This window comes from Serratia sp. root2, assembly GCF_031931805.1.
GTDB classification, from domain to species: domain Bacteria; phylum Pseudomonadota; class Gammaproteobacteria; order Enterobacterales; family Enterobacteriaceae; genus Serratia; species Serratia inhibens.
On sequence record NZ_JAUJXB010000001.1, the window covers coordinates 2,078,622 to 2,093,725 of the forward strand.

Sequence of the window (15,104 nt, forward strand, 5' to 3'; positions counted from 1 at the left end):
ATATCGCTTTTTGCCTCAGGAACGCTCATGAAACTCTATTTTGCGCCCGACACCTGTTCGCTATCCCCGCATATTGTCCTGCGAGAGCTGGAATTGCCGTTTGAACTTATCCGGGTGAATAACCGCAGCAAACGCACCGCCGACGGCAGTGATTTTTACCAGGTCAATCCCAAGGGTTATGTCGCGGCCCTGATGCTGGAAGATGGCCGCGTGATTACCGAAGGCGCAGCCATCGTGCAGTATCTGGCGGATTTGCGCCCTGACGCCGCGCTGGCCCCTCCCGGCGATGCCTTCGAGCGGGTGCGTTTGCAGGAATGGCTGAATTTCATCACCGCCGAGATCCACGCCGGAGCCAGCCCGCTATTCAATGCAACCCTGTCGGAAGAGGTCAAAAGTCTGTTTCGCGACAAGCTGCGCCGCCGCCTCGATTATGTCGCTCAGACGCTGGACGGGCAGGTTTTCCTGATGGGCGAACGCTTTGGCGTCGCGGATGCTTATCTGTTTACCGTACTGCGTTGGATGGCCCAATTTTCCATCGAGTTAAAATGCTGGCCCTCGTTAACCCGTTATATGGCGCAGATCGGCCAGCGTAAATCGGTGCAAGCCGCCCTGGCGGCGGAAGCGGCCAGCCAGGAGGTGAAATAACCCTCGTGACCAGAGTCTGTTATAGGGATATTTGACCGCTTTATTATTTTCAGTCTGCCGGGTGAAGAGGTAACATTGGCCTTCGCTTGTTCGCTTCAGGTTGAGGCAAACACTTTTTTTAACAGTACGTTAACCTTGCCTGTAACAACAGGCGCCGGCGACGCAGACTCATATCTGATGAAAAAAACCAGACAGCAACAGTTAACCCGTTGGCTCAAAACTCAGAGCTCGTTGGCGCAGCGTTGGCTGCGCCTTTCCATGCTGTTGGGGCTGATAAGCGGCATTTTGATTGTCGTGCAGGCATGGCTGTTGGCCGCCCTGCTTCACGCCCTGATTATCGAACACGCCCCGCGTGAACAGTTGATCCCCTCGTTTATCTGGCTGGCCGCCGCCTTCGCGCTGCGTGCGTTGTTGAGCTGGCTGCGTGAACGCGTTGGTTTTATCTGCGGCCAGGTGATCCGCCAGCGTATGCGCCGGCAGGTGTTGGACAAGCTGCAACAACTCGGCCCCGCCTGGATCCAGGGTAAGCCGGCGGGCAGTTGGGCCAGCATCATCGTTGAGCAGATCGAAGACATGCAGGATTATTACTCCCGCTATCTGCCACAGATGTATCTGGCGGTGTTTATCCCGTTGCTGATCCTGATTACCGTCTTCCCGATTAACTGGGCCGCCGGCCTGATTCTGTTGACGACCGCCCCGTTGATCCCGCTGTTTATGGCACTGGTCGGCATGGGAGCAGCAGACGCCAATAGGCGCAACTTTGTGGCGCTGGCGCGACTGAGCGGCAATTTCCTCGATCGCCTGCGCGGGCTGGATACGCTGCGCCTGTTTAACCGGGCGGAGGCGGAAACCGCGCAGATCGCCAAATCGTCCGAGGATTTCCGCAGCCGCACCATGGAAGTGCTGCGGCTGGCGTTCCTGTCATCGGCGGTGCTGGAATTCTTTGCCTCCATCTCCATCGCCGTGGTGGCGGTCTATTTTGGCTTCTCCTTCCTTGGCGAACTGAATTTCGGCAGTTACGGCACCGGCGTTACGCTGTTTGCCGGCTTCCTGGTGCTGATTCTGGCGCCGGAGTTCTTCCAGCCGCTGCGCGATCTGGGCGCTTTCTATCATGCCAAAGCGCAGGCCGTGGGAGCTGCAGAAGCGTTGGAAACCTTCCTCGGCGCCGAAGGCGAGCAAAGGGGCAATGGCACGCAGGAGCTGAATACCGATGCGCCACTGGAGCTAAAAGCGCAAGATCTGGAAATTCTGTCGCCGAACGGCGTGCTGCTGGCCGGCCCTCTGAGTTTCACCCTGCCCGCACACCAGCGCATTGCCCTGGTCGGGCTGAGCGGGGCCGGCAAAAGCTCGTTACTGAATCTACTGCTCGGCTTCCTGCCCTATCGCGGTTCACTGACGGTCAACGGCATCGAGCTGCGCGAGCTAGCAGCGGAAGACTGGCGTCGGCAGCTTGGCTGGGTGGGGCAAAACCCGCACCTGCCGGCGCAAACGCTGCGGGCAAATATTCTGCTGGGTCACCCGCAAGCGAGTGAAGCCCAATTGCAACAGGCCGTAGAGCAAGCTTACGTCAGCGAGATCCTGCCACATTTGCCGCAGGGGCTTGACACTGAGGTCGGCGATAGCGCCGCACGGCTGTCCGTCGGCCAGGCGCAACGGGTGGCGGTTGCCCGGGCGCTCATCAGCCCACGCCGTTTACTGTTGCTGGATGAGCCGGCAGCCAGCCTGGACGCGCATAGTGAACGACGAGTCATGCAGGCGCTCAACGTAGCCTCGCATCAACAAACCACCCTGCTGGTCACGCACCAGTTGGAAGATACCGAAGAATACGACCAGATTTGGGTCATGGAAGGCGGGCGGATCGTGCAGCAAGGCGATTACGCCACGCTGAGCGCCCAACCGGGGCTGTTCGCCAATCTGATCGCACACCGCAGCGGGGAGCTATAATCATGCGCGTTTTGCTGCCGTTCCTGGCGCTATACCGTCGTCACAGCCTGCTAATCTGCCTGGGCATCCTTCTGGCCATTGTCACGCTGCTGGCCAGTATCGGTCTGCTGGCACTTTCCGGTTGGTTCCTCGCCGCGTCGGCGCTCGCCGGGCTGGCGGGCCTGTTTACATTCAACTACATGTTGCCTGCTGCCGGCGTGCGGGGCGCGGCGATCTTCCGCACGGCCGGGCGCTACGCAGAGCGCGTGGTCAGCCACGACGCCACCTTCCGCGTTCTTTCTCATCTGCGGGTGTTTACCTTTAAAAAGATCCTGCCGCTGTCACCAGGCGGCATTGCCCGTTTCCGGCAGGCCGATCTGCTTAACCGGCTGGTGGCGGACGTCGATACGCTGGACCATCTCTATCTGCGGGTTATCTCGCCGCTGGTCAGCGCAGCAGTCGTGATCATCGTGGTCACCTACGGCCTCAGTTGGCTGGACAGCTCGCTGGCCCTGACGCTGGGCGGTATTTTGTTGCTGCTTTTGCTGCTGATACCGCCGGTATTTTACCGCGCCGGCAAGCCGATTGGCGGCCAACTGACCGCCCTGCGCGGCCAGTACCGCACCGACCTGACCGCCTGGCTGCAGGGCCAGGCCGAACTGGTGGTGTTTGGCGCAGTCAACGATTTCCGCGCCGGTCTGGATGCCACCGAGCGGCACTGGCAGCGTCGTCAGTGGCAGCAGGCCTCGTTGGGCGGAATGGCGCAAGGGGTGATGATTCTGGCCAGCGGCCTGACGGTGACGCTGTTGCTGTGGCTCACCGCCGGTGGCATAGGTGGCGATACCCAACCCGGCGCGCTGATTGCGCTGTTCGTGTTTGCCGCGCTGGCCTCGTTTGAAGCGCTGATGCCTGTCGCCGGCGCCTTCCAACACCTCGGCCAGGTCATTGCTTCCGCCACACGGGTGAAACAGGTTATCGATCGGCAGCCGGAGGTCACCTTCCCGGCCAACGGCCCAACTGCCGGGAACGGCGCTGCGTTAAGCCTGCAACAGCTCACCTTTACCTATCCCGGCCAACCTCTGCCGGTATTGCAAGACGTCACGCTGGAGATTGCCGCCGGCGAACATATTGCGCTGCTCGGACGCACCGGCTGCGGCAAATCGACCCTGTTGCAGTTGTTAACCCGCGCCTGGAACGCCGATAGCGGCAGCATGCTGCTCAACGGCCAGCCGCTCAGCGCCTATGATGAAACTACGCTGCGACAGATGACCACCGTCGTCAGCCAGCGGGTGCATATTTTCAGCAACACGCTGCGGGAAAACCTGCGCATCGCCGCCCCGAAGGCGGCGGATGAACAGTTACGCGACGTGCTGTACCAGGTCGGGCTGGAAAAGTTGTTGGAAAACGAAGGGTTAAACGCCTGGCTGGGGGATGGCGGCCGCCAGCTTTCCGGCGGTGAACAACGTCGCCTGGGTATCGCTCGCGCATTGTTGCATCAGGCTCCTCTGCTGTTGCTCGACGAACCGACCGAAGGTCTGGACGCCGAAACCGAGCAGCAGATCCTGGCGCTGTTGCGCCGGCACTGCCAGGGCAAAACGTTGATCCTGGTGACTCACCGCCTGTATGGGCTCGAGCATCTTGACCGCATCTGCGTAATGGACGGCGGCCGGATTGTCGAACAGGGCGACCACCTTGGTCTGATCCGCCAGCAAGGGCGTTATGCCCGTTTACGCCAGCGTATCAGTGGGATACCGCTTGAAAATGGCCTGTAGAGGACGCTGAGACCTTTTATGCGTATTGTTAAGCTGTCACCGCAGTCACTCGCTTTTCCCTCGCCAGAGGGCGCGCTGCGCGATCCTAACGGCCTGCTGGCCATTGGCGGCGACCTGACGGCGCCGCGTTTGCTGGCCGCCTATGAGCGGGGTATCTTCCCCTGGTTTTCGCCGGGGGAAGCCATTTTGTGGTGGTCGCCTGACCCGCGCGCCGTGTTGTTCCCGGCGCAATACCATATCAGCCGCAGCCTGAAACGCTTTCTGAGCGGCAATCCCTTTCGCATTACGCTGAACCACGACTTTGCCGCGGTGATTGCCGCCTGCGCCGATCGGCCGCATGAAGGCACCTGGATCGGCCCGGAAGTACAGCGCGCCTATCTGCATTTGCACCGCCTTGGTTTTGCCCATTCAGTCGAGGTATGGCAGGATAAAACGTTGGTTGGCGGTATGTACGGCGTGGCGCAGGGCGCGCTGTTCTGCGGCGAATCGATGTTTAGCCGCACCACCAACGCCTCCAAGTGCGCACTATTGGCTTTTTGTCGGCATTTTGCCGCTTATGGCGGAGAATTGATTGACTGTCAGGTGCTTAACGCTCACACTGCCACGCTGGGAGCGAGAGAAATCCCCCGCCGCCAATTTTTACAGCAGCTCAGTAACCTTCAGCGCAAGCCGTTAGCACCGGAGTGCTGGGCCGCACAAGTCTTACCCCCACAGCAGGCTGAACCACCCTCCCCAACAAACTAATTTTGCGGAAACGGTGCAATGTTCACCGACACGTCTTTACATAATGTGGGTTTTTCGGCATTATCTTGCCGGTTAAAAACTAAGGTAGTTAGACCTAGAGGATTCGATGGCCAAAGAAGACAATATTGAAATGCAGGGCACCGTTCTTGATACGCTGCCGAACACTATGTTCCGCGTTGAATTGGAAAACGGGCACGTGGTAACCGCACATATCTCCGGTAAAATGCGTAAAAACTACATCCGCATCCTGACGGGCGACAAAGTCACTGTAGAGCTGACCCCGTACGACCTGAGCAAAGGCCGCATTGTCTTCCGTAGCCGTTAATCGGCTCACTCGTCGCCAGCCTATGGCGGCACCGAGGATGTAACCCCTCCGGAGCCCTTTCCGTTTACCCCCGTAGCAACGTTCAACATCGAGTTGCAAGAGCGCAGGTAAACCGAGAGGGCTCGCTCATTTCTGTAGTGGTGATGAAACACTTTCACCCATAAAAAAAGCGATGCCGAAGCATCGCTTTTTCATTATCTGAACTGGCCGGCCTTTAATGCACCGCACCTTCATCCGCTTTGCGCTTCTGCGCGCTGAGGAAGTGGTAAGTCAGTTTCTGGTTGTCCTTGTCCAGCTCGACCTTCACCGAGCCACCGTCCACCAGTGAACCGAACAGCAGTTCGTTGGCCAGCGGTTTCTTCAGGTTTTCCTGCATCACGCGCGCCATCGGACGAGCGCCCATCGCACGGTCATAGCCTTTCACCGACAGCCAGTCACGGGCTTCATCGCTCACTTCCAGCGATACGCCCTTCGCATCCAGCTGTGCCTGCAGTTCGACGATAAACTTATCGACAACCTGCTGGATCACCGTAGTCGACAGATGGTTGAACCAAAGAATGTTGTCCAGACGGTTACGGAACTCCGGCGTGAACACTTTTTTGATCTCTTCCATCGCATCGGTGCTGTTGTCCTGCTGAACCAGGCCAATCGATTTACGTTCTGTTTCACGTACCCCGGCGTTGGTGGTCATCACCAGGATCACGTTGCGGAAATCCGCCTTGCGACCGTTGTTATCGGTCAGGGTGCCGTTGTCCATAACCTGCAGCAGCAGGTTGAACACATCCGGATGCGCCTTCTCGATTTCATCCAGCAACACGACCGAATGCGGATGTTTGAGCACCGCATCTGTCAGCAGCCCGCCCTGATCGTAACCGACGTAGCCCGGAGGCGCACCAATCAAGCGGCTGACGGTATGACGTTCCATATACTCGGACATGTCAAAACGCAGCAGTTCGATATCCATCGCCTTCGCCAACTGCACTGTCACCTCGGTTTTCCCGACGCCGGTTGGCCCGGCAAACAGGAAGGAACCGACAGGCTTGCGATCGTGGCCCAGGCCCGCACGGCTCATTTTGATCGCTTCGGTCAGCGCTTCGATCGCCTGATCCTGACCGAACACCAGCATTTTCAAACGGTCGCCCAAGCTTCTCAACACATCGCGATCGCTTGCCGACACGGTTTTTTCCGGGATACGCGCAATACGCGCAACCACAGACTCAATGTCCGCAACGTTGACGGTTTTCTTGCGCTTGCTGATCGGCATCAGCCGGCTGCGAGCGCCCGCCTCGTCGATCACGTCGATAGCCTTGTCCGGCAGGTGTCGGTCATTGATGTACTTCACCGACAGCTCAACCGCCGCACGCACCGCCTTGGCGGTATAACGCACGTCATGGTGCGCTTCGTACTTGGTTTTCAGACCGTTGATGATCTGAATGGTCTCTTCCGGCGTCGGCTCGGTAATGTCGATTTTCTGGAAGCGACGGGCCAGCGCACGGTCTTTTTCGAAAATGTTGCTGAATTCCTGATAGGTGGTGGACCCAATCACCCGGATCTTGCCGCTGGAGAGCAGCGGTTTGATCAGGTTGGCCGCATCCACCTGCCCGCCGGAAGCCGCACCGGCACCGATGATGGTGTGGATTTCATCGATAAACAGGATGCTGCTCTTGTCCTGCTCCAGCTGTTTCAGCAACGCCTTGAAGCGTTTTTCGAAGTCGCCGCGGTATTTGGTGCCTGCCAGCAGCGAACCGATGTCCAGAGAATACAACGTGCAGTCCGCCATCACTTCCGGGACGTCGCCCTGCACGATGCGCCAGGCCAGCCCTTCGGCAATGGCGGTTTTACCCACACCGGACTCGCCGACCAGCAGCGGGTTATTTTTACGGCGACGGCACAGCACCTGAATAGCGCGCTCCAGCTCAGGATCGCGACCAATCAGGGGATCGATACCGCCCACACGGGCCAACTGGTTGAGGTTGGTGGTGAAGTTTTCCATACGGTCTTCCCCTCCGGACTGCTCTTCGTTCACCGGGTTTTCCGCATTTGGCGCTTGGCCCGGCTCGTCTTTACGCGTGCCATGTGAAATGAAATTCACTACGTCAAGACGGCTGACGTCGTGTTTGCGCAGCAGATAAGCCGCCTGCGACTCCTGCTCGCTGAAAATCGCCACCAGCACGTTGGCACCGCTTACTTCGCTGCGGCCGGAAGATTGAACATGGAATACGGCACGCTGCAGCACACGCTGGAAGCTTAGCGTCGGCTGAGTGTCGCGCTCTTCTTCACTGGCAGGCAGCGTCGGCGTGGTTTGTTCGATAAAGGCTTCCAGCTCCTGGCGCAATGCGGCCAGGTCTACCGTACATGCCTCAAGCGCCTCTCGCGCGGCAGGGTTGCTGAGTAATGCCAGCAACAGGTGCTCCACGGTCATAAACTCGTGTCTGTGCTCACGCGCTCTGGCGAAAGCCATGTTGAGACTGAGTTCCAGTTCTTGATTGAGCATAAGCACCTCCCCAATAGTTGCCAAAATCTAGGCTTTTTCCAGCGTACAGAGCAACGGATGCTCGTTCTCCCTTGCATAACGGTTCACGTGTACGACCTTGGTTTCCGCCACCTCGGCGGTAAAAACACCGCAGATCGCCTTGCCTTGATAGTGGACCGTGAGCATCAGTTGCGTTGCACGTTCAATATCATAAGAAAAGAACTTTTGCAGAACGTCAATCACAAATTCCATCGGTGTGTAATCGTCGTTGTTAAGTATAACTTTATACATAGACGGCGGTTTTACCGCATCGATTTGTTTTTCTTCGGCCAAGTGTTCAAAATTTAGCCAATCGTTGTTATTGCCCATTGCCGCTCATCTTCTCTGCTCTGTCCTCTGATATGGGGACAGGTTCCGGTTATTCAAAGTGGGGATCATTACTATTTTATCATCTACGCCATCATCTCGCCGTACTGGAACGTACGCAAAAATCTCTGACAAATTGTTACCAAACAATGTCAATAGCGTTAACTGCTTCAAACTTTGATGAACTGCCTCCTGCGGACAAAAGCCGATCCCTTGACGTGATGATCATTTGCTCTAGAGTGTAAATTCGTGAGCTGGCGGTCTTTTAACCACCCTGGGCTCATCTGCTACCTGCCTTTGGCGGGTGCGAATTCAGTTATTCATCTCACCTAAAATAGCGTTGCGAGGGATGTAAAAGCATGGAGACGGGTACTGTTAAATGGTTCAACAACGCCAAAGGCTTTGGTTTTATCTGTCCTGAAGGCGGCGGCGAAGACATATTCGCCCATTATTCAACGATTAAGATGGATGGGTACAGGACACTGAAAGCCGGCCAACAGGTCAGTTTCGACGTGCATCAAGGGCCAAAAGGGAACCATGCAAGTCTTATTGTGCCACTGGAAAGCGAGGCACTGGCCTAAACACGGGTGCAGAGCCTGCCTAAAGCCAGTCCGCTAAAAATGCCAGCCGCCGTATGACTGGCATTTTTTATTATATCCATGAATGTCGAGTTACCGCTAACACCCTGCGGTTTGCAATAAGACGGAGTTAGATTATTACTCGCGCGCCAGCGCGTCAATCGGGTTAAGCCGGGCGGCACTGCGCGCAGGCAGGTAGCCGAACACCACGCCGATACCGGTGGAACACAAAAACGCGCTCAACAACGCCGCCGGCGGGAAGCTGATCTGCCAACCCGGCAGCACCAGTTGCACCAGCAGCCCGATGGCAAAAGACAGCATAATCCCCAAAGCGCCGCCAACCAGGCACACCAGCACCGCTTCAATCAGGAACTGCTGCAATACATCGCCGGAACGAGCCCCTACCGCCATACGAATACCAATCTCACGCGTACGCTCCGTCACCGACACCAGCATGATATTCATCACGCCAATTCCGCCGACCACCAGCGAAATTACCGCCACCAGCGTCAGGAATAACTGCAGCGTTCGCGTGGTTTTCTCCGCCGTCTGCACCAAACTGTCCATGTTATAGGTGAAGAAGTCTTTTTTACCGTGGCGCAGCGCCAGCAGACGCGTCAGTTGCTGCTCGGCCTCCTGGCTGCTGTAACCGTCACGGATACGCACGGTAATCGAATCGAAATAGGCATTGCCCATCAGCCGGTTTGCCATGGTGCTGTAAGGCACCCAAACGTTCAGCGTCTTGCTGCTGCCGAACATCGACTGCTTCTCCTTCGCTACCCCGACCACCGTCGCCGGCATATTGCCCACCAGCATTACCTCGCCCACCACGTTCTTTTGATGCGGGAACAGCCGGCGCTGGGTATTAGTATCGATCACCACCGTTTGCGCCTGCGATTGCACCTGGAACGGGTCAATGCCGCCCCCCTGGGTGAAGGTCATGCCGTAAACGCGGAAAAACTGCTCGCTGACCCCGGTCACATTGGCCGCCACATCGACGTTGCCCAACCGCAATCGCATGCTGCTGGCAATGGTCGGCGACAGCGCGCTGACATAAGGCTGCTCGCGCAACGCGTCGAGATCCTCATACTTCAACGATTGGCGGAAGGTCGGATCGTCGTCGCCGAAGTCCTTGCCGGGATAAATGTCCACCGTATTGGTGCCGATGGATTTGATATCCGCCAACACCATCTGCTTGGCGGCGTCGCCGATCACCAGGATCGAAACCACCGAAGCGATGCCGATAATAATGCCCAACATGGTCAGGGCGGTGCGCATTTTATTCGCCGCCATCGCCCGCCAGGCCATCACCAGCGCCTCGCGAAAACGGCCGGTCGTCTGCTGCCAGGACGGCGCGGGTGCAACCAGCTCCAACGGTTTGGCATTCGGATTGCCCTGCTGCGCCGGGCGCGAGTCGGCAATGATCTCGCCATCGCGAATTTCAATGATCCGCTCTGCCTGCTGAGCGACAGCCGGATCGTGAGTAACGATAATCACCGTATGCCCCTGCTCACGCAGTTGCTTGAGGATCGTCATTACCTCTTCGCCAGAATGGCTGTCGAGGGCGCCGGTCGGTTCATCCGCCAGGATCACCTGGCCGCCGTTCATCAGCGCACGAGCGATACTGACACGCTGCTGCTGGCCACCGGAAAGCTGGCTCGGCCGGTAGCTGACGCGTTCACTCAACCCAAGGCGCTGTAACAGCGCTACCGCCCGTTCGCGCCGCGCCGCCTTGCCCAGCCCGGCGTAGACCGCCGGCACCTCAACGTTGTGCGCCGCGCTCAGATGAGGCAGCAAGTGGTATCTCTGGAAGATAAAGCCAAAATGCTCACGCCGCAGCCGGGCCAACGCATCGCCATCCAGCGTCGCCACATCCTGGCCGGCTACCCGGTACACGCCGGCACTGGGTTTGTCCAGGCAACCGAGAATGTTCATCAGCGTAGACTTGCCAGAGCCGGAAGCACCCATAATGGCTACCATTTCACCGGCATCGATGCTCAGGCTCACGTTTTTCAATACGTCCACCGTCTGATCGCCCGACTGATAGCTGCGGCGGATACCGCTCAGTTGCAACAGCGCCGCCATCAGTTGGCCTCCGAGCCGCCGCGGCTGACAATCACTTCATCCCCGATGCTCAAGCCGCTCAGAATTTGTACGTCAATATTATTACGCAGTCCGATGCTCACCTCGCGTTTCTCTTCCTTGCCCTGTTTCAATACCGCAACGTGGTAACGGTTATCGGCGATTTGATCGCCCAACGCGGCCAGAGGAATGACCTGCGCCTGGCTGACGCCCGCCAGTTGGATATGCACCTGCGCCGTCATCTGCAAACGCAGCAACCCTTCGGGGTTCGGCACTTCGAAACGCGCATAGTAAAAGATGGCGTTGTTAACCTTTTCCGGCGTCGGCTGAATGTCTTTCAGCACGCCGTCAAAACGCCGGTTAGGATCGCCCAACACGGTAAACCAGGCCTTCTGACCCGGTTTGAGGCTGATAACGTCCGCTTCCGACACCTGGGCCTTCACCAGCATGGTGCTGAGATCCGCCAGCGTCAGAATGTTCGGCGCCTGTTGCGCCGCGATCACCGTCTGGCCTTGCAGCGTGGTGATCTGCACCACGTCTCCGTCCATCGGCGCTTCAATACGGGTAAACGCCAGGTTGATTTTAGCGGTGTCCAGGCTGGCCTGGTTGCGGGCAATCTGCGCATTGATGGTACCGACCTGCGCCTTCTTCACCGCAAGCTGCGTCGCCGCCTGATCCAGATCCTGGCGCGATACCGCTTGCAACTTCGCCAGTGCCTGATTGCGCTGCAGCGTCACCGCCGCCAGTTGTTGCTCGGCCTGGGCCTGTTGCAGTTGAGCGTGCAGTTCACGCAGCGTCGCCTCACCCTCACGGATACTGTTTTGCGCCTGCTGCGGATCGATCACGCCCAGTAACTGACCTTTTTTCACCTTATCGCCGATCTCAACATACAGACTTTCCAACTGCCCGCTGACCTGAGCGCCAACGTCAACCTTGCGCACCGCGTCAAGCTGTCCGGTCGCCAGCACATTTTGCTGCAGGTCGCGCTTGGCTACCTTCACCGTTTTAAACTGGGGTGGCACCGGGTGGCTGAAATGCCAGATCGCCAGCGCGGCGATCGCCGCCACGACGATCAATGCACTGACCCAGCGTCGCTTGTGTCCTTTAAACATCATTGATGCCATCATCCTTTTGTTTTTTATTAATTATTTCAAATAATCCAGAAAGTGTTTCCTGCATCTTATCCGGTTTGCGTCCGCGACTCATCATGCCCATAGCAAGTTGAACGGGATTATAACCTTCCCTATCTATGTACGCATTAAGGCAGAATTAAGAGCAAACCGTGAAGGGTCACTTACAGGAACAGATAAGGTTATCTCCGGCATGTCCTGCAATTTAACGGGTACTTTTTTGCGCAAGGAGATCATTTTTTGGCGGAAGAAAGGGCAACATTGCCGCGCACAGTGCGGAGTAACTAAACCTTAGCTCAACACAATGTGGAGACGCCCTTGGTTACCGTTGAGCATTGAACTCCCGTTTAGCGAACGCTTGCTGAAATAGCGGCATTCAACACTGCCAAGGATTTCATCATGTCTCAGCTCAGCTATCCACTCGTATCTGTACGCCCGCTCAACGGCTGGCAACTGATGACGGCGCTGATCAATGGCGATATGGCGCCGAGTAAAGCCTGGAAGAAAACCTCATTCCGCCTGAAGTTCATCGGCCGCTCGCTGTTTAGCTGGCACACTACCGGTGCCCTGCTGAATACGCTGGCATCCAATCCCCTGCTGGATGAGATTCTGAACGCCCAGCCCAATCTGCCCTGCAAGCTGCATCGCCCTTATCTGGCGGCAAACATGAACAAGATCGAGTGCCTGTTCGCCCTGCGCGATCACTATGATCTCAGCGCACAGCGCATGCCGCTGAAAATGCGGATCGGTCACCTGAATAAACCTTTCGTGCTGGCCAGCGTCACCGGCAAAAGCGGCGAACCGGTTTCACTGGAGCTGTCGGCCATCGATCACCTGAACAAAGAAGGGGAAACCACCCTGCTACTGCGTAATGCCGCCGGCATTATGCTGGCGGAAATCACCTTTGCGCTGATGCACTATCAGCAACAGCCGACGCTGTTCATCGGCGGTTTGCAGGGAGCCAACCACCAGGTGCCGCACGCGGAAATCCAGCACGCCACCAAAGAATGCCACGGGCTGTTTCCCAAACGCCTGGTGCTGGAAGGCATTTGCACGCTGGCGCATCATTTGGGCATCCGCCAAATAGTGGCGGTGGGCAATGCCACCCATATCTATCAAAACTGGCGTTATCACAGTAAAAAGAAAGACCAATTGCACGCCGATTACGATCAGTTCTGGAGCTCAATGGGCGGCAAGATGCTCGACAGCGGTTACTTCCTGCTGCCGGAACGCATCACGCGCAAACCGATCGATGAGGTGGTCAGCAAGAAACGGGCAGAATACCGCCGCCGTTATCAATTGCTGGATGAACTGGAACAGGGAATGGCTGAACATTTCAGCCCCCCGATAAGATTGCCGGGCGCCTAATCCGCCCGGCCGCGCGCCAGCCAGATCACGCGCGAGAACATTTTCTTTAGCAGTGGCGGCACAGAATCGGTGCCCCACTCGCCAGCCTGCATCGCTACTTCGATAGCCAGATCGGGTTTCGAAGAGTGATGCACCGCCTTCAGGATCACCTTGCGTATCGGCATCTGAGCATTGATCGGTACAGAGGCGACGCGGTGATAGACCGGGCTGAACCCCTCGCGGAACATAAAGTGCTCCATATCCGGCGCCGGCAGCGCGGTCAGGCGGTCACGCTCGCTGTCGCCGTGGTTATCCAGCAAACTGCGCACGGTGTTGGCGTATTTCTTCCCGGCCTCGTCGCCGTCCACCAGCGCATGCCATTCAATGCCCATGCGGCGGGCAAACCTCAACAGCGGCTTCAGGCCACACTGGGCGAATTCAATCACCCGCACCCCTTCCGCCTCAAAGTGATAGCCGCACTGGCGCGCCAGCTCACTCAACAGCCAAACCTCGGTCTCGCCTTCCACCAACAGCCAACAGCGGGCAAACAACGATGAGGGCCGGTTAAAGCGAATATGAAAAGCAATGCGCCGCCCGTCCTCCGGCCCCAATCCGCGCGGGCCGAGGCGGTAGGTGGCAACCCGCCCCGACTCGCGCACCAGCCGGCAAACGTGCTCCACCGGAACCAACGACACCAGTTCGCTGGAATTGGTGGTGGTGATGCGTTGCAGCGGCAGCTGGTTGAGTAGCCCCCAGGCCACCGACAGCATGATCGGGTGCAACCGGGTTTCCGGGTCCTCCACCAACAGCAACGGCCGGGCGTGCGGATCCAACTTGACGTTGCCCTTGGCCTGCAACAGCGTAGAAAACATCCCCAGCAAAATCAGCCGCATGCTGCGGCTGTTCGGTTCAGCGACCATTCGGTTGATGCTGTCCAGCGAGCGCCACGCCTGCTGGTCCTGATCTTGATCCAAACGGTGGCTGCGCGGGCGCGCCACCTGCGATCCCTGCTCAGCGAAGTAGTGTTCCAGCAGTTGCTGCATCGCCGCCAGCCCCTGACGCAATTCGCCATTAGTCAGCTTTTGCGGATTGCGCACCAGTTCGCGCGTCAGTTGATCCAACTGCTGGGCCAGCGCCTGATTATCCGCTGGGTGCTCGTCATTGAGCGTACTGGGCCGCAGACGACGAATAAAACGCGCATCGCGCAAACGCAATACCGGGTGAATACGGATAATGGCGTGCGCCAGCTGTTCAATATGGTGCAGTTGCATCGCATTGCCCTCGGCGTCCAAAAAACTGCGCCAGGTGCACACCGTATCGTCATCGGCCAGTTCGCCTTCGCAACGGTAATAAATACGGTTCAGATTATCATCGCCCTTGACCCACAACGGCGACAGGTGGCGGTAACGGGGGAGATGAGCATGGCCGAGGTCTTTCTCGCAAAAGGTAAACACCACCTGCAAATGCCGGTCTTTGGCCGCCTCTTCGCCGGGAGGGAAATGAAAGTCGTGTACTTCAAAACGGTAGAGCTTTTGCTCCGGCGCCAACAGCAGAGTCAGCGCGTCGAGCAAACTGGATTTGCCCCAGGCGTTTTCGCCGAGCAGCAGCGTGTTGTCATCCAGCATCAGGGACAGCCGGTTGATGCCGCGGAAACCTACAATCTCGATACGCTCTAAGAACATCTGCCGCCTCCCGTGCGCGCCGTCACCGTCCTCAATG

General features: G+C 57.7%; 12 protein-coding genes. 7 read left to right on the forward strand and 5 right to left on the reverse strand.

Annotation, left to right across the window (positions count from 1 at the left end; translation table 11 throughout):
• Positions 1–27: 27 nt before the first annotated feature.
• From gstA to infA, 5 genes are all read left to right on the forward strand, one after another.
• Complete coding sequence (gene gstA / locus QZQ97_RS09535; RefSeq protein ID WP_311993229.1) at positions 28–645, forward strand: glutathione transferase GstA; 618 nt, start codon at positions 28–30, stop codon at positions 643–645.
• 177 nt (positions 646–822) lie between these two features.
• Positions 823–2,589, forward strand: a complete 1,767-nt coding sequence (cydD, locus tag QZQ97_RS09540; protein ID WP_311993230.1) for a heme ABC transporter permease/ATP-binding protein CydD — start codon at positions 823–825, stop codon at positions 2,587–2,589.
• A gap of 2 nt (positions 2,590–2,591) precedes the next feature.
• Positions 2,592–4,340, forward strand: a complete 1,749-nt coding sequence (gene cydC / locus QZQ97_RS09545) for a heme ABC transporter ATP-binding protein/permease CydC (protein WP_311993231.1) — start codon at positions 2,592–2,594, stop codon at positions 4,338–4,340.
• Positions 4,341–4,358: 18 nt separating this feature from the next.
• Positions 4,359–5,084, forward strand: a complete 726-nt coding sequence (aat, locus tag QZQ97_RS09550; RefSeq protein WP_311993232.1) for a leucyl/phenylalanyl-tRNA--protein transferase — start codon at positions 4,359–4,361, stop codon at positions 5,082–5,084.
• A 106-nt stretch (positions 5,085–5,190) separates the two neighbouring features.
• Positions 5,191–5,409 (forward strand): translation initiation factor IF-1, encoded by a 219-nt coding sequence (gene infA / locus QZQ97_RS09555; RefSeq protein ID WP_002211347.1) that lies wholly within the window; start codon positions 5,191–5,193, stop codon positions 5,407–5,409.
• Positions 5,410–5,623: 214 nt separating this feature from the next.
• Here the strand turns inward: infA and clpA are convergent, their stop codons facing one another.
• Both clpA and clpS read right to left on the reverse strand, forming a co-directional pair.
• Complete coding sequence (clpA, locus tag QZQ97_RS09560) at positions 5,624–7,903, reverse strand: ATP-dependent Clp protease ATP-binding subunit ClpA (RefSeq protein WP_006320858.1); 2,280 nt, start codon at positions 7,901–7,903, stop codon at positions 5,624–5,626.
• 27 nt (positions 7,904–7,930) lie between these two features.
• Positions 7,931–8,251 carry an ATP-dependent Clp protease adapter ClpS gene (gene clpS, locus QZQ97_RS09565; protein ID WP_004928347.1) on the reverse strand — a complete coding sequence of 107 codons (321 nt, stop codon included), beginning with the start codon at positions 8,249–8,251 and terminating at the stop codon, positions 7,931–7,933.
• 356 nt (positions 8,252–8,607) lie between these two features.
• On the opposite strand from clpS, the gene cspD reads away from it, so the two are divergent.
• Complete coding sequence (gene cspD / locus QZQ97_RS09570; RefSeq protein ID WP_004942590.1) at positions 8,608–8,829, forward strand: cold shock-like protein CspD; 222 nt, start codon at positions 8,608–8,610, stop codon at positions 8,827–8,829.
• 135 nt (positions 8,830–8,964) lie between these two features.
• On the opposite strand, the gene macB is transcribed toward cspD, so the two are convergent.
• Positions 8,965–10,911 carry a macrolide ABC transporter ATP-binding protein/permease MacB gene (gene macB, locus QZQ97_RS09575; protein ID WP_311993233.1) on the reverse strand — a complete coding sequence of 649 codons (1,947 nt, stop codon included), beginning with the start codon at positions 10,909–10,911 and terminating at the stop codon, positions 8,965–8,967.
• Positions 10,911–12,023 carry a macrolide transporter subunit MacA gene (macA, locus tag QZQ97_RS09580; protein ID WP_311993234.1) on the reverse strand — a complete coding sequence of 371 codons (1,113 nt, stop codon included), beginning with the start codon at positions 12,021–12,023 and terminating at the stop codon, positions 10,911–10,913. Before macA ends, macB begins: the two co-directional genes overlap by 1 nt.
• Positions 12,024–12,437: 414 nt before the next feature.
• Between macA and QZQ97_RS09585 the strand changes: the two genes are divergently transcribed.
• The gene (locus tag QZQ97_RS09585) at positions 12,438–13,406 is read left to right on the forward strand and encodes a VirK/YbjX family protein (RefSeq protein WP_311993235.1); all 969 of its coding nucleotides are present in this window, start codon (positions 12,438–12,440) and stop codon (positions 13,404–13,406) included.
• On the opposite strand, the gene QZQ97_RS09590 is transcribed toward QZQ97_RS09585, so the two are convergent.
• Positions 13,403–15,067, reverse strand: a complete 1,665-nt coding sequence (locus tag QZQ97_RS09590) for an ATP-dependent endonuclease (protein ID WP_311993236.1) — start codon at positions 15,065–15,067, stop codon at positions 13,403–13,405. The genes QZQ97_RS09585 and QZQ97_RS09590 overlap by 4 nt on opposite strands.
• Positions 15,068–15,104: the final 37 nt, after the last annotated feature.